19 protein-coding genes are annotated in these 20,422 nt (G+C 66.9%); 6 read left to right on the top strand and 13 right to left on the bottom strand.

Annotated elements, in window-relative coordinates; translation table 11 throughout:
- Positions 1-50: 50 nt before the first annotated feature.
- The gene (locus BMY90_RS14585) at positions 51-869 is read right to left on the bottom strand and encodes a hypothetical protein (RefSeq protein WP_008215363.1); all 819 of its coding nucleotides are present in this window, start codon (positions 867-869) and stop codon (positions 51-53) included.
- Positions 870-975: 106 nt separating this feature from the next.
- On the opposite strand from BMY90_RS14585, the gene BMY90_RS14580 reads away from it, so the two are divergent.
- Positions 976-1,947, top strand: a complete 972-nt coding sequence (locus tag BMY90_RS14580; protein ID WP_008215362.1) for a helix-turn-helix transcriptional regulator — start codon at positions 976-978, stop codon at positions 1,945-1,947.
- 157 nt (positions 1,948-2,104) lie between these two features.
- On the opposite strand, the gene BMY90_RS14575 is transcribed toward BMY90_RS14580, so the two are convergent.
- Positions 2,105-3,883, bottom strand: coding sequence for an SLC13 family permease (locus tag BMY90_RS14575; protein WP_092704960.1), 1,779 nt, complete (start codon positions 3,881-3,883; stop codon positions 2,105-2,107).
- Between the two features lie 217 nt (positions 3,884-4,100).
- On the opposite strand from BMY90_RS14575, the gene BMY90_RS14570 reads away from it, so the two are divergent.
- Positions 4,101-5,027 carry a patatin-like phospholipase family protein gene (locus tag BMY90_RS14570; protein WP_008215358.1) on the top strand — a complete coding sequence of 309 codons (927 nt, stop codon included), beginning with the start codon at positions 4,101-4,103 and terminating at the stop codon, positions 5,025-5,027.
- A gap of 57 nt (positions 5,028-5,084) precedes the next feature.
- Here BMY90_RS14570 and BMY90_RS14565 read toward each other — a convergent pair whose 3' ends face one another.
- From BMY90_RS14565 to BMY90_RS14540, 6 genes are all read right to left on the bottom strand, one after another.
- Entirely contained in the window at positions 5,085-5,453 is a 369-nt protein-coding gene (locus tag BMY90_RS14565; protein WP_008215357.1) for a DUF488 domain-containing protein, read from the bottom strand.
- A gap of 258 nt (positions 5,454-5,711) precedes the next feature.
- The gene (locus BMY90_RS14560) at positions 5,712-6,428 is read right to left on the bottom strand and encodes a glycosyltransferase (RefSeq protein ID WP_008215354.1); all 717 of its coding nucleotides are present in this window, start codon (positions 6,426-6,428) and stop codon (positions 5,712-5,714) included.
- Positions 6,429-6,531: 103 nt separating this feature from the next.
- The gene (locus tag BMY90_RS14555) at positions 6,532-7,398 is read right to left on the bottom strand and encodes a ParB/RepB/Spo0J family partition protein (RefSeq protein ID WP_008215352.1); all 867 of its coding nucleotides are present in this window, start codon (positions 7,396-7,398) and stop codon (positions 6,532-6,534) included.
- Positions 7,399-7,402: 4 nt separating this feature from the next.
- Positions 7,403-8,260: a ParA family protein gene (locus BMY90_RS14550; protein ID WP_008215348.1), complete on the bottom strand. Its 858-nt coding sequence runs from the start codon at positions 8,258-8,260 to the stop codon at positions 7,403-7,405.
- Between the two features lie 99 nt (positions 8,261-8,359).
- Positions 8,360-8,995 carry a 16S rRNA (guanine(527)-N(7))-methyltransferase RsmG gene (gene rsmG / locus BMY90_RS14545; protein WP_092704958.1) on the bottom strand — a complete coding sequence of 212 codons (636 nt, stop codon included), beginning with the start codon at positions 8,993-8,995 and terminating at the stop codon, positions 8,360-8,362.
- A gap of 145 nt (positions 8,996-9,140) precedes the next feature.
- The gene (locus BMY90_RS14540) at positions 9,141-9,596 is read right to left on the bottom strand and encodes an SPFH domain-containing protein (protein ID WP_008215345.1); all 456 of its coding nucleotides are present in this window, start codon (positions 9,594-9,596) and stop codon (positions 9,141-9,143) included.
- 269 nt (positions 9,597-9,865) lie between these two features.
- Here BMY90_RS14540 and BMY90_RS14535 point away from each other — a divergent pair, with 269 nt between their 5' ends.
- The gene (locus BMY90_RS14535) at positions 9,866-10,381 is read left to right on the top strand and encodes a gluconokinase (protein WP_092704956.1); all 516 of its coding nucleotides are present in this window, start codon (positions 9,866-9,868) and stop codon (positions 10,379-10,381) included.
- A gap of 72 nt (positions 10,382-10,453) precedes the next feature.
- On the opposite strand, the gene BMY90_RS14530 is transcribed toward BMY90_RS14535, so the two are convergent.
- Entirely contained in the window at positions 10,454-11,026 is a 573-nt protein-coding gene (locus tag BMY90_RS14530) for a class I SAM-dependent methyltransferase (RefSeq protein WP_008215341.1), read from the bottom strand.
- A gap of 215 nt (positions 11,027-11,241) precedes the next feature.
- Here BMY90_RS14530 and BMY90_RS14525 point away from each other — a divergent pair, with 215 nt between their 5' ends.
- Positions 11,242-14,265 (top strand): ligand-binding sensor domain-containing diguanylate cyclase, encoded by a 3,024-nt coding sequence (locus BMY90_RS14525; protein ID WP_245735053.1) that lies wholly within the window; start codon positions 11,242-11,244, stop codon positions 14,263-14,265.
- Positions 14,266-14,419: 154 nt separating this feature from the next.
- Here BMY90_RS14525 and BMY90_RS14520 read toward each other — a convergent pair whose 3' ends face one another.
- Entirely contained in the window at positions 14,420-15,253 is an 834-nt protein-coding gene (locus BMY90_RS14520) for a pirin family protein (RefSeq protein WP_008215338.1), read from the bottom strand.
- A gap of 197 nt (positions 15,254-15,450) precedes the next feature.
- Between BMY90_RS14520 and BMY90_RS14515 the strand changes: the two genes are divergently transcribed.
- Complete coding sequence (locus tag BMY90_RS14515; RefSeq protein ID WP_008215336.1) at positions 15,451-15,693, top strand: ParD-like family protein; 243 nt, start codon at positions 15,451-15,453, stop codon at positions 15,691-15,693.
- A gap of 1 nt (position 15,694) precedes the next feature.
- Positions 15,695-16,453: a type I methionyl aminopeptidase gene (map, locus tag BMY90_RS14510; RefSeq protein ID WP_037101908.1), complete on the top strand. Its 759-nt coding sequence runs from the start codon at positions 15,695-15,697 to the stop codon at positions 16,451-16,453.
- 128 nt (positions 16,454-16,581) lie between these two features.
- Here map and BMY90_RS14505 read toward each other — a convergent pair whose 3' ends face one another.
- The 3 genes from BMY90_RS14505 to BMY90_RS14495 form a co-directional block, all read right to left on the bottom strand.
- Entirely contained in the window at positions 16,582-17,262 is a 681-nt protein-coding gene (locus BMY90_RS14505) for a YecA/YgfB family protein (protein WP_008215331.1), read from the bottom strand.
- Positions 17,262-18,029: an exodeoxyribonuclease III gene (xth, locus tag BMY90_RS14500; RefSeq protein WP_092704952.1), complete on the bottom strand. Its 768-nt coding sequence runs from the start codon at positions 18,027-18,029 to the stop codon at positions 17,262-17,264. Before xth ends, BMY90_RS14505 begins: the two co-directional genes overlap by 1 nt.
- Before the next feature lie 187 nt (positions 18,030-18,216).
- Positions 18,217-20,418: a transglycosylase domain-containing protein gene (locus BMY90_RS14495; protein WP_092704950.1), complete on the bottom strand. Its 2,202-nt coding sequence runs from the start codon at positions 20,416-20,418 to the stop codon at positions 18,217-18,219.
- Between the last annotated feature and the right edge of the window lie 4 nt (positions 20,419-20,422).

Below are 20,422 nucleotides of genomic sequence, written 5' to 3'. Positions count from 1 at the left end.
GACCTGCCGCCCGTGTCTGCCGAAGCCGGCCGGACCAGGCAGCCACGCGCCTAGCGTCCCGATACGGCTTCGAACAAGCGCAGCTCGATGCTGCGTCCCACGACACAACACAGCGCCGCCAGCAACACCAGCCAGCGCGCATCGGCCCAGTAATGCGTCAGCAACAAGCCCAGGCAAGGCACCGCGTAAGTCAGCACGGCGGCCATGAAGCGACGCTGCCAGCGCCGCGGCGCACTGCGTACCGGACCGGCCACCGACTGCCAGCGCATGCCTTCCGCCAAGCCCAGCAGCAGGGCCAGCAACAGCAGGCCGATGATCCACATGCGGGTGGTGCCGGTACGCACCAGCGGATCCTGCGAGACCACGCACAGCAAGAGCCACAGGCCGCCGCCGTAACAGGCGGTGATCACCCGATCGACCGGCAACTGCCCGGTCAGGCCGCCGCGTCGACGCGGGCGCTGGCCCCGCGCCGCATACACCAGGCAGGCGAAACTGCAGGCGGCCAGTACGGCACTGACCAGCCGGGTAGCCCAGAAATCGTTGTCGCCACGTGCGAGTGCGGCCACGCCCAGCATCGGCAGGTAGGTGAGCATCGCCAGCAGCGCCTCGCGGCTCGGACGCAGGCTCGAATCCAGCCGCCAGCCGCGCCAGTCACGCAACCCCGGCACGCCCACACTGGCCAGCAGCGGGCCGAGGCTGGCGAACACGGCGCCCACCAGTAGCGGCACCAGCGATTCGCCACGGCCATTGCTGTAAACGCCCAGCGCCAACCCCAGCCCGAGCAGCATCCACATGCCATAGCCGCATACCGCAAGCACTCGCAACACGGTCGCGGCCCATCCGGTGGGCGGGCTGATTTCGTCGGGCATGCATCCTCTCTGGCAGCGGGAACGGGGGAATCTGCGCAACCGGCACGGGCTTGCAGCCACGGCGCGGCGTCCCCATGCTACACAAAGCCTGCTTCCGATGACTGCCATGGATCGCTACGAGCGCATCAATACCCTGCACCGCGTGCTGAAATCGGCACGCTATCCCGTGCCGTTGCCCAGCCTGATGGACGAGCTCGACTGCTCGCGCGCCACGCTGTACCGCGATATCGGCTTCCTGCGCGATGCGCTGGGCGCACCGATCGAAAGCGCCGGCGGCGAACACGCGGCATTCCGCTACGAGCAGGGCGAAGCCGAACGCTTCGAACTGCCCGGCCTGTGGCTGACTTCCGACGAGCTCGCCGCCTTGCTGGCGCTGAACGAGTTGATCGGGCGCAGCGGACCCGGCGTGCTGGCCGGCGCACTGGCCCCGTTCAAGGCGCGCATCGAACACCTGCTGAGCGACCAGGGCAGCGGCAAGGTGCTGCCGATCGAACGCATCCGGGTGATCCCGTGGGGCGAACGCAAGCTCGACCAGCAGGTATTCCGCACCGTGGCCGGTGCCGTGCTCGAACGGAAGCAGTTGCGCTTCCGTTATCGCGCGCGCACCACCAACAGCGACAGCCGGCGCACGGTATCGCCGCAGCGTCTTACCCACTATCGCGACAACTGGTACCTCGACGTGTGGGACCACGACCGCGAGGCGCTGCGCAGCTTCGCGGTGGACCGCATCGTCGAACCACGCGCGCAAGACACCGCCGCCATCGACGTGGCCGAAGCCCAGCTCGACCAGACCCTGGCCTCCAGCTACGGCATCTTCGCCGGCACGCCCAAGGCGTGGGCCACCATCCGTTTCTCCGAACATGCCTCCCGCTGGGTCGCCGACGAACACTGGCATTCGCAGCAGAAAGGCACGTGGCTGCCCGACGGACGCTACGAACTGCAACTGCCGTATTCCAATTCCAGGGAGTTGCTGATGGACGTGCTGAAGTACGGCCCGGACGCGGAAATCGTGGCGCCGGTGCCGCTGCGCGAAGAGATGAAATCGCTGCTGCACCTGTCGCTGAGCGGTTACGCCTGAGCGCGATGAAGGACGCCGGCGGCTACGTTGCCTGAGCGCGAGGGAATGAAAACGCGCAGCACCATCATGTACGGCACGAAGCTCGTTCCGATGCCACCTTCAGCGAGGTTGGCCCCTCACCCCAACCCTCTCCCCGGCGGGGAGAGGGAGTCAGGCATCAGTGTGCGGCGGCGGGATGGAACGGCCAGAAGTGCGGGATCAGCCACATCGACAGCGCACAGAACACCAGGATCAGCGGAATGCCGACCTTCATGAAATCGGTGAAGCGGTAGCCCCCGGCGTAGTACACCATCGTGTTGGTCGGATAACCCACCGGCGTGGCGAACGAGGTGGCCGCGGCGAATGCCACCGCCACCACGAAGGGCCGCGGGTCGACGTGCATCGCGCCGGCCACCGACGCGGCGATGCCCACCATCAGCACCACCGACGGGTTGTGGCCCATCAGTTCGGTAAGCAGCGCGGTGAGCAGGTACACCATCAGCAGGGCGGCCAGCGGCCCGTGCGAACCGACCACGCCCAGGCCCAGCTGCACCAAGGTGTGTGACAACCCGGTCTTGTCGATCGCCATGCCCAACGGCAGGATCGCGCCGAGCAGGATGATGATCTTCCAGTCCATGCCTTCGTAGACGTCCTTGCGCCCGAAGCAGCCGGTCAGCGCCATCGCGACGGCGCCGCAGATCGCGGCAATCGGGATCGGCAACCAGCGCATGCCCGAAACCACCACCACGGCCAGCATGATGCCCACCGCGTAGAAGGCCTTGCGCGGGGTGCGATGGGCTTCGTCGCGCTCGCTCAGCACGATGAACGCCTCGTCGTTGCGCAGGTTGGCCAGGGCGTCTTCGTCGACCAGCGCCAGCAACACGTCGCCCACCGCCAGCCCGACGTCGCTGAGTTTGTCGCGCAGCACCTGGCCGCGTCGGTGGATCGCCAACACCACCGCGTCGTAGCGCCAGCCGATGCCGGTTTCGGCGAAGCGCCGGCCCTCGACCGGGCTGGCCGGGGCGACCATCAGTTCGATCATCACGCGGCTGCGTTCGCGATCCTTCACGTAGCGGCTTTCCGGTGCGTTGCGCAGGCCGGCACGGTGCTGGAAATCCTCGATCTTGTCCCAGTCGCCGCGCACCAGCAGCACGTCGCCCTCGGCGATCTCCTGCGAGTGCGGCGACCACATGCGCTTTTCGCCGCGCAGCAATTCGAGCGGGTACACGCCGTATTTCTCGCCCAGCTTCGCCGCGGCGATGCTTTGCCCGATCAGCGCGGAATCGGCCGTCACTTCCAGCTCGGTCACGTACTTGCCGACATCGGCCTGCACCGGCTGCTCGGCATCGACATGACGTGGCAGCAGCCAGCGACCGACCAGCATCAGGTAGGTGATGCCGACCACCGCCAGCACCACGCCCAGCGGCGCGAACTCGAACACGCCGAAGCCCTGCAGGTGATGCTTGCGCGCCAAGCTGTCGGCCAGCAGGTTGGACGAGGTGCCGATCAAGGTACATACGCCGCCCATCTGCGCCGCGTAGGCCATCGGCATCAGCACCCGCGCTGGCGAGGTGTGCGTGCGCTGGCACACGCGCAACGCCAACGGCAGGAACGTGGCCACCAGCGCGATGTTCTTCACGAAGGCGCCGATCGGCGCGATCGCCAGCATCATCGCCAGAGTCAGCAACCAGGGTTGCCGGATCCGCGAAAGCAGCCGGATCAGCGGTTCCAGCGCGCCGGAGCGCTCGATGCCCATGCTCAGCGCGAACATTGCCGCCACGGTGACGGTGGCCTCGTTGCTGAAACCGCTCAACGCATCGAGCGGACTGACGATGCCCAGGATCACCAACGCCGCCAGCATCATCAGCGCCACCAGGTCGATGCGCACCTTTTCGCTGGCGAACAGCGCCATGGCCAGCACGATGATGGCCACCGTCGCCCAGGCCTGCCAGCTCATGCGCGCTCCCCGTCGATGCGGACGAAGGAAACGGCGCGGCACACTGGCGTTTTCACGAATCTCACGGAATGGCGCATGCTGGGTTGCTGCCGACAGGGCATGGACGCATGCTACACGGGCACGTGCCTGGCGCAACGACAGCCCACCAGCGGCGCCGCGCTTCGCGCCCTGCCGCCCGCAAGAAACCTCCACCCCGATCCCACGCAAGCCGCCGAACATGCCTTCGAACGACACCACGCTTCCCGCCCTCACCGACAGCGATGCCCCACGCAAGCCCACCGTGGCGCTGGCGCTGGGTGCGGGCGGCGCGAAAGGGCTGGCACACATCGGCGTGATCGAGGAACTGACCGCCCAGGGTTTCCAGATCACCGCCATCGCCGGTTGCTCGATGGGCGCGCTGATCGGCGGCATCTACGCCACCGGCAAACTCGACGTATATCGCGACTGGGTCACCACGCTGGCCAAGCTCGACGTGCTCAAGCTGGTCGACTGGACGCTGAGAGGTGGCGGCCTGATCAAGGGCGAGAAGATCATCGGCACCCTGCTGGAAATGATCGGCGACGAGCAGATCGAGGACCTGCCGCTGTCCTTCACCGCGGTGGCCACCGACATCGACCGCGAACGCGAAATATGGCTGAGCCGCGGTTCGCTGTTCGAGGCGATCCGCGCCTCCATCGCCATTCCCACCATCTTCCGCCCGCACACCATCAACGGCCGCCGGCTGCTCGATGGCGGCCTGCTCAACCCGGTGCCGGTGACACCGCTGATCCGCGATCCGGCCGACTACCTGGTCGCGGTCAGCCTGGATGGCGCGGCCGAACCCGCCACGCCGGACACGCTGGACGACAAGACCCGGCATCGCGGCCTGCTGCGCCGCCTGTTGCCGCATGGCGGCGACAAACCGGAGGTGAAGACCCACGAACCGGGCGTGCTGGAACTGATGGGGCGCTCGATGGACCTGATGCAGGCCAACCTGGCACGCCTGCGCCTGGCCGCCTACGAGCCGGACCTGCTGATCCAGCTGCCGCGCAATGTCTCCACCGTCTACGAGTTCTACCGCGCCCGGGAACTGATCGAGCTGGGCCGCGAGCGCACCCGCGAGGTGCTGGAAGGCTGGCGCGAGCATCATCCGGGGCGCGCGTAGCACCACTGGTCACTTCCCCAACCCTGTCCTGCAAGCGGGAAAGGGAGCTCCGGCATCTCAACCCGGGCCGTGCTTCTTCAGCCAGGTTTCCAAGTACGACTTCAGCACCACCGCGTTGTTGTGCTCCTCGTCGCGCGCGCCGAACAGCAGGGTGATGTGATGTCGCTCGGCCTGCTCGGCCAGCGCTCGCCAATGCTCGGTCAACTCGTCCAGTTCGCTGGCGTAGCGGTGGCGGAAACCTTCCCAGCGCGCCGGGTCATGGCCGAACCACTGGCGCAATTCGGTGGATGGCGCCAGATCCTTGATCCACAGATCGATGGCGGCGTCTTCCTTCTTCATTCCCCGCGGCCACAGGCGATCGACCAACACGCGCTGGCCATCGGATTTCGCAGCGGGCTCGTACACACGCTTGACACTGATGCTCACGACAAACCTCCCTTGGCGGGAAGCTTCAAGCATACGCCGCCGTCATCGACGCGGCGTGACGCAGATCAGTAGCGCCGATCCAGAGCCTTGCCCAGGCAACGCCGCTTCTGTCACCAGGAACAGCTTGCAGGAACCCACCAGGGGGCGAGGCTTTTGTATTGAACGTGTCGAAGGGCGCCAGAGCAAAAGCATCGCCCGCGAGCGGGCACCTACCCCGTCAAGTTGTGCGCTCGACGGGGGAAGATTCTGGACGGGCTTTCAGGATTCCTCGACCCGGGTCACCTTGCCGCGACGCATCAGCCACGCCACGCCGCGCAGGTCGGCCAGGCCCACCCACAGGCGGTCGAGCATGCCGTACTTGGAGGTGCCGGCGGTACGCGGGCGATGCCCGACCGGCACGCTCTGGCTCTGGAAACCGGCGCGCTTGACCAGCGCCGGCAGGTAGCGGTGCATGTGGTCGAAATACGGCAGGCGCAGGAACACCTCGCGCTCGAACAACTTCAGGCCGCAACCGGTGTCCGGCGTGGCGTCCTTCAGCATGCGCGAACGCACCGCGTTGGCGATCTTCGAGGAGATGCGCTTGTTGAAACTGTCGCGGCGGGTGGTGCGCCAGCCGGCGAACAGTTTCACTTCCGGTGAAGCGGCAGCGCGCGCGGCAAGCAGCTTCGGAATGTCGGCCGGATCGTTCTGACCGTCGCCGTCCAGCGTGGCGATCCACGGCGACTTCGCCGCGCGCACGCCATTCCACACCGCCGTGCTCTGGCCGCTGCGGGTGACGTGGTGCAACACCCGCAATTCCGGATGACTGGCCTTCTGCACGGTCAGCACCTTGCGGCTGTCGTCCACGGAATCATCGTCGACGTAGATCACCTCGTAGTCGACCTTGCCACGCAGCGCGGCAGCGATCTCGGCGAGCAGCGGCGGGATGTTGTCCCGTTCGTTGAACACGGGAACGACGACGGAGAGTTGTGGCATGAGGAAATAACCTGGTGAGAAGTGAGTGGAGAGGAGCGAGAAGTGAGAGAAGGCCTGAAGTTCGGCTCTCACTCCTCACTTCTGTTCACTCGCTGCTGCTGTTTCAGCGGATCTTGCCGAGGATGCCGTCCAGCTCGTCATTGCTGTGGTAGTGGATCACCAGCTTGCCGCGACCGCCGCGGCCCTGCGCCAGCTCCACCCGGGTGGCGAAGCGTTCGGCCAGCTCGCGCTCCAGCGCATCAATGTTGGGATCGCGCGAAACGCTTTTCGCCTTGCCCTTGGGCGCGGTCTGCGCACGACGCGCGGCGTCTTCCAGCTCGCGCACCGACCAGCCCATGGTGGTGGCCTGGCGCGCCAGCGGCAGCGCGATGGCTTCGTCCAGAGTCAGCAGGCAACGGGCGTGGCCCATCTCCAGCTTGCCTTCGTCGAGCAGCTTGCGGATCGGCGCCGGCAATTCGGTGAGGCGCAGCATGTTGGACACCGAAGCCCGCGAGCGGCCCACGGCGTCGGCCGCCTGCTGGTGGGTAAGGTCGAAATCCTCGACCAGGCGCTTGAGCGCGTCGGCCTCTTCCAGCGGGGTGAGATCCTGGCGCTGGATGTTCTCGATCAGTGCCATCGCCGGCACGGCGGCTTCGGCCACTTCCTTGACCAGCGCGGGGATCTCGCTCATCTGCGCGCGTTGCGCGGCGCGCCAGCGACGTTCGCCGGCGATCAGCTCGAATTTGTCCTTGCCGATGGCACGCACCACCACCGGCTGGATCAGGCCCTGCGCCTTGATCGACGCGGCCAGTTCGTCCAGCGCGTCTTCGTTCCAGTGCCGGCGCGGCTGGTACTTGCCGGGCTGGATCTGCTGGATCGGCAGGTTGCGCAGCTCGCCTTCCTGTTCGGTTACCGCCGGCGAGGCGCTGCCTTCGCCGCCCAAGAGGGCGTCGAGCCCGCGTCCCAATCCCCGTTTCTTCGCGGCGGCCATCTGCTTAGTGCTCCTGGTGTAGATACGCGGCGGTGTCGACCACTTCTTCGTGGACACCGTCGTCGTGCATGTCGTGCAAGGCGTTCACCGCCGCCTGCGCGCCGCGTTCGCGGCGGATGATTTCGCCGGCCAGGCCGATATAGGCGATGGCGCCGCGCGAGCTGCGGTCGTACAGGTGGATCGGCTGGCCGTGGCTGGGCGCTTCGGCCAGGCGCACGTTGCGCGGGATGATCGAGCGCAGCACCTTGTCGCCGAAGTGCTCGGTGAGCTGGGTGGAGACCTCGTTGCCGAGGTTGTTGCGCACGTCGTACATGGTCCGCAGCAGGCCTTCGATCTCAAGCGCGGGATTCAGCCGCTGGCGCACCGCCTTCACCGTCTCCAGCAGGCTCGAGAGGCCTTCCAGCGCGAAGTACTCGCACTGCACCGGAATCAGCAGCCCGTCGGCCGCGGTCAGCGCGTTGAGGGTGAGCAGGTGCAGCGACGGCGGACAGTCGATCAGGATGGTCTGGTACTTGTCCGCGATCTTGGCGAGCTGTTCTTTCAGCCGGCTCTCGCGGGCCAGCGCATCCATCAGCTTGAGTTCGGCGGCGGTGAGGTCGCCGTTGCCGGGCAGCAGGTCGAAATGCGCCTCGGTGGCCACGATGGCCTGCTCGATCGGTGCTTCGTCGAGCAGCACTTCGCAACCGTTCGGGCGAGCTTCGCGCTTGTCCACGCCCGAGGCCATCGTCGCGTTGCCCTGCGGATCGAGGTCGACCAGCAGCACCTTGCGCTTGGCCGCGGCCAGCGCGGCAGCAAGGTTGACAGCGGTGGTGGTCTTGCCGACGCCACCCTTCTGGTTGGCGACGGCGATGATGCGGGCCATGGGTCGTCGATACCGTAAGCGAGCGAAAGGAGGGCTAGATTAGCAGGCCGGCCGGGAGCCTGTCGGGCTTTGGTGGGTTGGTCGGGCCACGGGCGAAGCTCAAGCGCCGCTGCGGCCCAGCACGACCAGGCGGCGTTCCGCCTCCAGCCCGGGCACCGCCAGTGCGTGGATGCCACGCACGGCGAAACCGGCCGGCACGCCGGGCAGCTCGTCGGCCGGATCGCGGCCCTTCATCGCCAGCCACACGCCGTCGGGCGCCAACAAGTGGCCGCCCCAGCCCAGCATGTCGGCGAGGCTGGCGAAGGCGCGCGCGGTGATGCAATCGAACTGGCCTTCCACCTGTTCCACCCGCGACTGCAGCGCGCGCACGCCGTCGAGCTTCAGCGCGCGGATCGCCTCGCGCAGGAAGCGGACTTTCTTGCCATTGGAATCCACCAGCAGGATCTGTCGCCCCGGCGCCGCGATCGCCAGCACGATGCCGGGCAGGCCCGGACCGGTGCCGAGGTCGGCCAGGGTTTCGCCCTGCACGTACGGCAGGATCGCCAGCGAATCGAGCAAGTGGCGGGTGACCATCTCGACCGGATCGCGCACCGCGGTGAGGTTGTAGGCGGCGTTCCAGCGTTCCAGCAAGGCCTGGTAATCCAGCAGCCGTTCCAGCGCGCCGTCGGGCAGCGACAGGCCGAGCGTGGCCACGCCCTGTTCCAGTCGGTTGTGCAAGGCGGTGCGAGCGGTCATGCGGAGTTCCGTGGTGTCAAATGGGTCGGCCAGTATCCGGCGTGGCCGCCAAAAGGAAAACCCGCCGGGTGGCGGGTCAAGACTTGCAATTTCCCCAGTGCGGGCGCTCTCGGGCAGCCCTGCATCCCCATTTCATATCGTCGGCTCAGGCGATATCCAGTTCCACGCGGGTCACCATCACGCCGCGCTCGCGCAGCACGCCGTTGAGGCGCTGCTTGAGCTGCATGCCCAACTCGCGACGGTCGGCCGCGATGTTGGCCGGCTCGCTCTGCAATGCTTCCAGCGCACCACGGCGGATCAGCTGGTCGGCCTGGTCGATCATGGCGTCCGCACGATCCGGTTCCAGCACCTGCCAATACACCGTGCCGTGCACGTCGCGCGCATCGGCCAGCGCTTCCTGGAAGCGCAGCACGCGACCACCGAGGTCGATGCGATGTGCCACCCGGTCCAGCAGCGGCAGCACCACGTGCGTGCCCGGCTGCAGCAGACGCGTCGGCTTGCCGTGCCGGTACAGGCTGTAGACCTGCCCCGCAGGCACCCGCTTCACCGCGCAGAACGCGATGGTCGACAGGCACAGCAGCAAGGTGGTCCAGATAATCATCTTGAAAACAACCAGTTATATGATGTTTCTTTTGTTTGGCTTGCAACAACAGCTTACAGGCAATTGAATGCTCTTGGCTTAATCCTAATTTAACGCCGATTTTAAACGTCTTTCAAGCGGTTTCATCACGGAATTTGAACATCAGCCTCCCGCAGGGGCCTGAAGGGGCCAAACAAGCCCGCCGCCTCGCCCGAAGACAAAGCATCATTTGCGCCAGCAGGCCGCCGCACTTACGGTGGCCCATCGCAAACCGGTGCAAGGGCAAACAGATGGGCAAGGCCGTGGCGGTGGTGGTGATGGGCGTGTCCGGCTGCGGCAAGAGTGGCCTCGGCGCGGCACTGGCCAAGGCGCAGGGCTGGCCTTTCCTGGAAGGCGACTCCCTGCACTCGCCCACCAACATCGCCCGCATGCAGGCCGGCCAACCGCTAACGGATGCCGATCGCGCGCCCTGGCTGGCCGCCATCGAAACGTGGATGAGCGATCGTCTGCGCGGCGGATACAGCGTGGTGGTGGCCTGCTCGGCGCTGCGGCGCAGCTACCGCGACGGGTTGCGTCGGGCCGGGGCGGTGCGCTTCGTCTACCTGCAGGTGCCGCGCGACGAACTGGACCGGCGCATGCGCGCACGCGAACACTTCATGCCGCCGTCGCTGCTGGACAGCCAGCTCGCCACGCTGGAACCGCCGACGGTGGACGAAGCCGCGCTGATCCTGCCGCCCGCCCCGCCCGGCGAGCTGCTGGCACAAACGCGGCAATGGCTGGCGACGGGCGAATCCGCCGCGAATTGATTCGCGTGTCATCACGCGGCGCCTTCGCTGCCGCCCGCGTTCACGCTGGCATGCGCAACACTCGCGGGTGAATCAGCGTCGTCCGATCAGGCCGAAATGAAACGGGCAGCCATCCTGCAGATCGACGGATTCGATGCCGTGGAACCCCGCTTCCTCCAGCCATTGCCGGCACTGCTGCGGCGTCGGACGGATTGCCAGCGGCGGCCCGCGCGGGGTCGGGATGTCGCTGCGCCAGTGCATCACCGAAAGCACGCCGCCATCGCGCAATGCCCGGTGCGCCTCCCGCAACAAGGGCAACGGTTGCGCCAGATGCAGCAGGTTGAAAATCATCGCGTGCGCCTGCGACGTGGCCGCCACGCCGCTGCCATCGGCGATGAAATCGCGCAGCTCGGCGCGGATGTTGCGCAAGCCCAGGCTGGCCGCCTTCCCGCGCACGCGCTCGATCATCGCCGGTTCGATATCCAGCGCGGTGACCACGCCGCTCGTGCGTCGCGCCGCCGGCACCGTGAAGGAACCGTAGCCACAACCGAACTCGAGCACATCGCCGTGCACCGTCGCTCCCAGCAAGCGGCCGATGGCGGCCTCGCCATCGAAGAAGCCGGCCCAGCGGGCTTCCTCGGGCATGCCGCTTTCACGCACTTTCATGGAATGGCTTCCTCGTTCACATGCAAGACGGCACGACCCGGGGAAAAGCCCAGTATGCCTGCGACGATGACGCGCGGCGGCCCGGCGGCCAGACACGCCGATCCGCCGCAACCACGTGCGCGCTTCACCTGTGTGATGAATCCCCTCTGATATTCTGCGACAAAGCGCCCGACGGACACCTTCACCATAGCCGCGCGTACCTGGGTAAAAAATCGATGGGACATGGATCAGGGGGACTGATTCGATTGGCCTGGGTCGCGCTGATGGCATTCGGCGTGCTCGGCCCGCTATCGGCACACCCCGCGACCACCACGCACGACACGCAGCCGCTCGACCTGTTCGACCTCGGCGCGCCTTCGTTCACCACCTTCACCACGCGCGACGGTCTGCCCGGGCCGGTCACCGTCACGGTGCGTACCGACCGACAAGGTTTCGTCTGGGTCGGCACCCCGCATGGACTGGCGTGGTACGACGGCCTGCGCTGGCACGCGCTCGACAACCCGGCCCTGCGCGGCTACATCCAGCAATTGTTCGTCGACCACGAAGGCACGCTGTGGGCCTGTGCCAGCACGTTCGGGTTGGCGCGCTACGACGGCAAGCACTGGCATGTCGAGGGCACCGCCGACGGCCTGACGGACCACAACGTGCGCCGGCTGGTGGAGACCGACACCCCGGCCGGCAAGCGTTTGTGGGCGGTGACCACGGACAAGGGCCTGTTCTATCGCGACCACGGTCGCTGGCAGGCGGACCCGGGCAACGCCCAGTTGCCGCACGGCTACACGCTGGCACTGGCGCAGACCCACACGCTGTTCGGACAGGAACGCCTCTGGGTCGCCGGTAGCGGCGGCCTGTGGTATCGCGTACCAGGCGGCCACTGGCAGCGCTTCCGGGCTCCCGGCTTCGACGCCGGCAACGGCCTGGAATACCTGCTGGCCACGCGCAACGAGGGCCACGAAGCGCTGTGGATTTCCGTGTTCAATTCCGGATTGTGGCGGCTGGACGACCACGGCCTGCATCACTGGAGCGTGGCCACCGGCGATCTGCCGACCGACGTGCTGTACAACATGGTCGCCACGCCCACGCCGGACGGCGGCCAGGCGATCTGGGCCTCTTCGCGCAACGGGCTGGTGCGCATCTACCACGACCGCGTGCGCGTGTTCGACCGACGCTACGGCTTGCTCTCGAACGCCATTCGCGGCCTCAGCCTGTGGCGCAGTCCCAACGGCACCTGCGTGCTGTGGCTGGCCACCGAGGATGGCGTGGCGCGGGTCATCGTGGGCACGCATGCGTGGAAAGCCGTGTCCCTGCTGGGTGCGAACCAGACAGGCGTGCTCGGCGTGCTGGTCGACCATGACCACGATGGCAACGAGCGCCTGTGGGCGGGTTCGGATGGCGACGGCCTGGGTTTGTACACACGCGGCCGCTGGCGTTATTTCCGCAAGGTGGGCGGCGACTCCGTCGTCAACATGATCGCGCACGCCGACGACTGGCAAGGCCAGCCGACCGTGTGGCTGGGAACCGGCGCCGGCCACCTGTGGCGCGTGGATGATACGCTGCACTTCAAGCCGGTCGCCACGCCGTGGCCACACCCGCCGGGGCAGAGCGTGAACGCCATGCTCAGCCGGCGCATCGGCGGGCAGACCGAGCAATGGTTCGCCACCGATGCATCCGGCATCTACCGCCTGCGCGAGGGCGTATGGACGGCTTTCCGTCCGAAGTCCGCCCACGGCCGCTGGGAGGTGGTGAAGCTGCTGGCGCAAACCACGCCCGACGGACATGCCTGGCTATGGGCCACCAGCAACCAGGGACTGGCCCGTTTCGACGGCACGCAATGGATGCTGCTGGGACGCGACATTGGCCTGCCGGGCACCGACCTGCTCGGCATGCGGCTGATTCCCGATGCGCAGGGGAAACCGATTCTCTGGCTCGGCAGCCGCGCGCACGGCATCATCCGCGTCGATGCCAGCGATCCGCTGCAGCCGCACACCTTGCCGGCCAACCTGCCCGCACCACCCGATGCAACCGCCGACGATGCGCTGGCCGATGCCGACGGCCGCATCTACATCTGCACCGACTCCGGCGTGCAGATGCTCACGCCGCACGCCGGTGGCTATCGCTCGCAGGTGTTCACGGTGCGCGACGGCATGGTCAACAACGAATGCAACGCCAACGCGCAGTTCGTCGATACGCATGGCCGCTACTGGACCGGCACGCTGGGCGGCCTGATGGTCCACGACCCGGGGGCGCTCAAGCCGGACCACGAGGCCAAACCGCTGAAGCTGATCCAGGTGCGCATGGACGGCAAGCCCGTGAACGACGATCGCGTGCGCGTTCCGTCCGGCCACCACGAATTGCGCGTCGATTTCGCGCTGCTGTCCTGGCGACACGAGGACGCATCGCGCTTCCGCACCTGGCTGCAGGGCTTCAGCAGCACGCCCGGCGCGTGGACGCAGGACAACTTTCGCGAGATCGGCGCCTTGCCACCCGGCGACTACGTGCTGCACATCGAGGCACGCGACTATGCAGGCAATCTCAGCAGGCCGATCCTGCTGCCCATCGTGGTGTCGCCGCACTGGTGGCAGCGCTGGTGGGCGTGGTTGCTGTTCGTCGCGGTCGCGGGCCTGCTCGTCGCCGTCCTGCTGCGTTGGCGCACGCATGCCTTGCGCCGACAGCAACGCGCACTGGAACAGCGCATCGCCGAGCACACTGCCGAGTTGAACAACGCCAACCGCCGGCTGCTTGAACTGTCCCACCACGATGCCCTCACCGGCGTATCCAACCGCCGCTGGCTGATGGAATCGCTGCAACGCGAAGATCGCGGCACGCTCGCCTCGCTGATCTTCATCGACGTGGATCACTTCAAGGCATTCAATGACGACTTCGGCCACCTGGCCGGCGACCATGCCTTGCGCGAAGTCGCCGAGGCCATCCGCAAGCACGTGCCCGCCGATGCCCTGGTCGCCCGTTACGGCGGCGAGGAATTCGCCTGCCTGCTGCGCCACTGCGACCTGCCGGAAGCCCGCGTGATCGCCGAGCGGATGCGCGCGGAAGTGGCCCGGCTGGCGGTGACGTCGGCGGGAAAAGCCACCCGCCAGATCACCATCAGTGCCGGCATTGCCAGCCGGCACCTGTCCACGGAAGAAGATCGCGAAACGCTGTTGCACGACGCCGACGAGGCCCAGTACGAAGCCAAGCGCTCGGGCCGCAACTGCATCCGCGGCACGATTCGGGTCGCCTGACCGAGGCCGATGCGTCGCTTCGGCGTGTCGCGTTTCCGGCGTCCGCGGATGGTGCCGGGCTTCAACCGGTCCACCGGCGAGTTCGGCATCGGCGCCCCATGCCGAACCCGGTCACGCCGTGACGGTGATCGGAATAGCCAGCACCTGCGATATATCAGAAACGGCCGGCGCGGAAGTCGGCAATCGCCTCGTGGATCTGCTCGGTCGTGTTCATCACGAACGGGCCGTAACGCGCCACCGGTTCGGCCAGCGGCCGGCCGGCAACCAGCAATACCCGCGCCGGCGCCTCGTTGCCGCCCACGACCAGGCTGTCGCCCTCGGACAGCACCGCCAGCTCGCTGCGTCGCAGGATCTGACCGGCCACCTGCGCATCCGCACCATCGAACACATAGGCAAAACCATGATGACCTTCCGGCAACGGAATCGTCACCTGCGCACCGGGTTCCAGCGCGATATCCAGATACACCGGCGCCGTCGTGATGCCAGCCACCGGACCGGTGACGCCGGCCAGCTCGCCGGCGATCACCTTCACCGTGACGCCTTCAGCCGGCTGCACGCTCGGGATGCGTTCGGGGCCGATGTCCTGGTAGCGTGGATCGGTCAGCTTGTCCGCCGCCGGCAGGTTCACCCACAACTGGAAACCCCACATCAGGCCGTTTTCCTGCTGCGGCATCTCCGAATGCAGGATGCCGCGACCGGCCGTCATCCACTGCACGCTGCCTGGCACCAGATCCCCGCGGTTGCCCTTGTTGTCGCCATGCTGCATGTGCCCGGCCAGCATGTACGTCACCGTCTCGAAGCCGCGATGCGGATGCTCCGGGAAGCCGGCGATGTAATCGTCCGCACTGTCCGAACGAAACTCGTCCAGCAACAGGAACGGATCGAGCATGTCCAACCCCGGCTGCCCGATGATGCGCTTGAGCTTGACCCCCGCCCCATCGGCAGTATCGGTGCCGCGGATGCGGCGAAGAATGCGACGCTCACTCATGACAGTCTCCCGTGGGAAATGGATGCCGCCAAGATGATCCCGCGCGAGGGATTGTCCAAGCCCCGTTATGCGAACGGATTGTTGCGTGGGGAGTGTTAGTGGGGTGCAAGCAGAGAGGCGTCCGAGTCCAAATCCCATGACCATCAAGCCGGAAATTCTTGGATCATCCCCATTGAACATGAATATACGAAACATATATGATTCGTATATTCCAACTTTCTGCCGAGCACTCGATGGGCATCGTAAAAATCGAAGACGAGCTTCACGAAGACGCTCGCCGGGCCAGTACGGTCATGTGCCGCTCGATCAATGCCCAGGCCGAGTTCTGGATGAAGGTCGGGATGCTTGCCGAGGCGAATCCCACCCTGTCCTTCAACGACATCGTGAAGATGCAACTCGAGAGTGCGCAAATGAAGATGGCTGGCAGAGCGGTTGCCTGACGTGGTCAAGAGCCCCGATGAGCTTGCGCTCATGCGGACATCGGGCAAGCTGCTCGCATCGGTTTTCGAGATGCTGGACACGCAGGCGCTTGCCGGGCTGTCGACAATGCAGGTCAACGACCTGGTCGAGCGATTCATCACGGTGGATCTTGCCGCGCGGCCGGCGAGCAAGGGGCAGTACGGTTTCAAGTATGTCCTGAACTGCTCGATCAACCATGTCGTGTGCCATGGCGTGCCCGATCCGGACGAGATCATCCGTGATGGCGACATCATCAATCTCGACATCACGCTGGAAAAGCACGGCTTCATTGCGGATTCGAGCAAGACTTATCTCGTGGGCCACGTGCCACCGGCTGCGCGACGGTTGGTGCGGGTGACGCAAGAGGCGATGTGGCAGGGGATAAAGCAGGTTCGCCCCGGTGCGCACCTGGGCGACATCGGTTTCGCGATCGAGCGGCACGCCAAGAAGAATGGCTATTCCGTCGTGCGGGAATATTGCGGACATGGCATCGGCCGGGAGATGCACGAGGACCCCCAGGTGCTCCATTACGGCCGGCCGGGCGCCGGCCTGAAATTGCGAGAAGGAATGGTGTTCACCATCGAGCCGATGCTCAATCAGGGTACCCGCATGGTTTCGACGGAGCCGGATGGATGGACGGTCGTCACCCGGGACCGGAAGTTGTCCGCGCAATTCGAGCACACCGTGGCAGTGACCCGCGATGGCGTCGAGGTGCTGACCTTGCGCGGCGATGGGACCTGAGATCAGCGCCGGCGTCGAAACGACCGGCCGGCGCCCGCTCGCGGGCGATGCCTTTCTGCGGAACGCGGAGCTCGGAAAAGCATCGCCCGTGAACGGGCTCCTACCAAAGCGTCACTGCGCGCGCTGCCTCAATGCACCCAATGCCCACTGCGCTGCCGCGGCGGATGTTGCGCATCGTCCTCGCTGGCGGGCTCCGTCACCAGCGCTTCGAGTTCTTCTTCGGTGGCGGGGTGTTCGTACCAGTAGTGGCTTACCGCGACCAGCACGGCCGGGAGTCGCGACAGGCACTCGTCGTATTCCTCGTCGCCGAGCTTGTCGAAGGTGGCGTCGGCGCTGAGCACGCCTTCGTCCACGGCCAGCGCCATCACCGGGCCGAGCAATTCCATCAGTGACGGGTCGTCGGCCAGGCGTTTTTCCCACAGGCCGGCACGCAGATCGATGCCGCGGCTGAAGCCTTCGCACCAGCCCGCGGCGGACAGCACCGGCATCGGTTCGGCTTCCACCTCGCCGAGGATCGGCTCGTAGGCATCCACGTCTATTTCGGCGCTGATCGAGTCGTTGAGCTTGGCCAGCAGCGCCAGCACGCGGTTGCCTTCGGCCTCGCTGGTGAACGGCTCGTGCAGCACTTCGGGCAGCCACTCCTCGGGCAATACCTGCAGCGGGCCGACAGCCAGCGCGCTGAGCATGCCGTGCACGCCGTCGAGCAGCAGGCGACCGTCGCCTTCCTGCGCATGCGCGCGCAGGTAGCGGTCCAGTTCGTCCAGTTCGTTGTCGTCCAGCGAGCTGGGCCAATCGGTTTTCGTACTCATCACAGGTCCAGGTCCAGCGTTACCGGCGTGTGGTCGGAGGGCCGTTCCCAGCCACGCGGCGTACGGTCGATGGCGGCCGCCGCGGCCGCGGCTTTCAGTGCCTCGCTGATCAGGATCAGGTCGATGCGCAGGCCCATGTTGCGCCGGAACGCGGCTTGTCGATAGTCCCACCAGCTGTAGTGCTCGCCGGCGGATTCGAACAGGCGGAAGCTGTCGGCAAGGCCGAGGTCGGTGATCGCCTTCAACGCCGCGCGTTCGGGCGGCGAGCACAGGATGTCCTCGCCCCAGGCCACCGGATCGTGCACGTCGCGGTCGTCCGGCGCGATGTTGAAATCGCCCAGCACCACCAGTTTCGGATGGCGCGCCAGCTCGCCTTCGAGGAACGCGTGCACGCGTTCCAGCCAGTGCAGCTTGTAGGCGTATTTCTCGTCGCCCACGGCCTTGCCGTTGACCACGTAGAGATCGACCACGCGCACATCGCCGACGGTGGCGGCGAGGATGCGCCGCTGCGGATCGTCCAGCCCGGGAATGTCGGTGACCACGTCGCGCAGTTCGTCGCGCGCCAGGATCGCCACGCCGTTGTAGGTCTTCTGCCCCGAGTACACGCTGCGATAGCCAGCCGCGGCCAGTGCGTCCGCGGGAAACTTCGCGTCCTCCAGCTTGGTTTCCTGCAGCGCCACCACGTCCGGCTGGGCATCGGCCAGCCATTGCAGCAGGTGCGGCAGGCGCACGTTCAGCGAATTCACGTTCCAGGAAGCGATTTTCATCGCGTCATTGTAGGGGATGCGGCGTGACAGGTCCGCAGCACAGGGCGGACGAGCGGCGGTGGGGCGCCTCGAATGGCAACCTCAAAAACCCTGTCGAAGCCGCCGGTAGGAGCGCACCCTGTGCGCGATGCTTTCTCATAACGTGACGAAAGGCATCGCGCACAGGGTGCGCTCCTACAAAAACGCGTTATTCGGGACTCCCCTCATGCGGCGGCGCCTGCCCCAGCACGCTGAACGCGACCGGGCCGAGTTCCAGCGCGTGGCCGGGATTCCCGCCATCGAGCCAGACCCGGACGCTGAGCGTGTGCGGGCCGGGCACGATCTGCCATGAAGTGGCGGCCTCCGTGGTGGTGGCGAGCGGCTTGCCGTCCAGTTGCCAGACGACGCGCTTGATCGCCTGTCCGGCCGTGTCGAGGGAGAAACGGTAGCGCTGGGTGGCCGCCGGCAGGCGCGGATCGATGGCCAGCATTTCGCCGGGCAGCGGACGGGCGATGGCCACGCGACGCGTCGTGGTCGATGGCGCGGACACGGGCGCGTGCACGTCGCCCAGATGCCAGTCGTCGCGCTGCACGCACGGCGGTGGCCCGATCCACTCGCAGGTGTGCACCGGCTGCAACGCCGGGCTGTGCCACAGGCCGGCATACGGCGCGGCGGTGCGCAGGCGCGCGAAGATCTGCCGCAACACCGGCGCCGGGCCGCTGGAGCCGGTCAGGCCATCGGTGGAACCGCCATCCAGCCGGCCCATCCACACGCCGACGGTGTAACGATCATCGAAGCCCATGGTCCAGATGTCGCGGTAGTCGCTGGAGGTGCCGGTTTTCACCGCCGTGGGCATCGGCAGGTCGAGCACGCTGTCGGCACCGAATTCCGCACTGCGCGCGTTCGGGTCGGACAAAATGCTGGCCAGCAGCGAGGTGACCGGCGCCGGCAACACCGGCACCGGGTCGGGCTGCGGGGTATCCGCCAGCACGTGCAACGGCAGGTAGCGGCCGTGCCGGGCCAGGCTGGCGTAGCCCTGCACCAGGTCGAACAGACGCACGCCGCCATCGCCCAGCACGATCGCCGGGCCGTAGAAATCGGCCGTCTGCTCGAAGGTGCCGAAGCCGAGCCGGTGCAGCAGATCCAGGATCGCCGGCACGCCCACCGCCTGCGCCGTCTTCACCGCGGGGATGTTGAGCGAGTTGGCCAGCGCGTAACGCAGGCTGACCTTGCCGTAGTAGCGGCCGCTGTAGTTACGATAACGATGCAGGCCTTCGCGCACGTTCTCGGCCAGCGGGGTGTCCTCAATCACCGTGTCCGGTTGCCAGCCCAGGCGTGCCATCGCCAGGCCATAGACAAACGGCTTCAAGGTGGAGCCCGGTTGGCGCGGCGCCAGCACGGCGTCGATCGCGAACGGGCCATCCTGCGGTGCCACCACCCAGGCCAGCACCGCGCCGGTGGCGTTGTCGACCACCAGCGCCGCGGCGTTGCGCACGCCGCGCGTGGCCAGGGTGCGCACGCGCTGACCCAGTACCTGCTGGACGAAACGCTGCAGGTCGGGGTCGAGCGTGGTCTTCAGCACCGGGCCAGTGAGGCCCAGCGCACGGGCGCGTTCGGCGGCATGCAAGACGAACGGGCCGGCTTCGACCGCCAGCGCCTGTTGGCCGGGCTGGATCGGCGCGCGTCGAATCGCCTCGGCCTGCGTTGCATCAATCGCTCCGCTTGCGCGCATGCGCCCGGCCAGTTGATCCACGGCCTGGCGCAAAGCCTGCGGATGCCGCCGCGGATCGTAGCGGCTGGGCGAGCGCACCAGCACCGCCAACGACAGTTGCTCGGCCGGATCAAGCGCATCCGGATCACGCCCGAAATAGTAATGCGCCGCCTGCGCCACGCCGCGCCGGCGCGCGCCGTACGGCACCTGGTTGAGGTAGAAATCCAGCACCTGCGCATGGCCGAAGCGGCGCAACAGGCGGCCCGCCTCGATACCGGCGACCCAGTGGCTCCAATACGTATGCGGACGCGGTTGCAGGATGCGCGCCACCTGCTCGCCGATGGTGCTGGCGCCGCGCTGCACCTGCCCCGCGCGCAAATTGCCCCACAGCGCCGCGAAACGCGCACGCCAGTCGACGCCGCCGTGCTGCCAGTAGCGCTGGTCTTCGGAGGCCACGAAGGCGGTACGCAGCAGCGCCGGAATGCGCCACGCCGGCAGCGCATCCACATGGTTGAAGCGGCCGCGATAACTGCGGTTGAGCGGCGTGCCGTCGGCCGCCACGACATGCAGCGGCACGGATGACGACGACGCCGAGACCAGCGCCGCCGGCAGGGGCGGCAGCGCACGCCAGGTCGCCACCGCCAGGACGACGGCGGCGACCACGGCCAATGCGGCCACCCCTGTCAGCCACCGCCGCATCGCC

Origin of the sequence: Rhodanobacter glycinis (assembly GCF_900114325.1) — a bacterium.
In the GTDB taxonomy this organism is placed as follows: Bacteria; Pseudomonadota; Gammaproteobacteria; order Xanthomonadales; family Rhodanobacteraceae; genus Rhodanobacter_A; species Rhodanobacter_A glycinis.
Note: the sequence above shows the minus strand (reverse complement) of the source record. Positions and strands in the feature narration are given on the sequence as shown.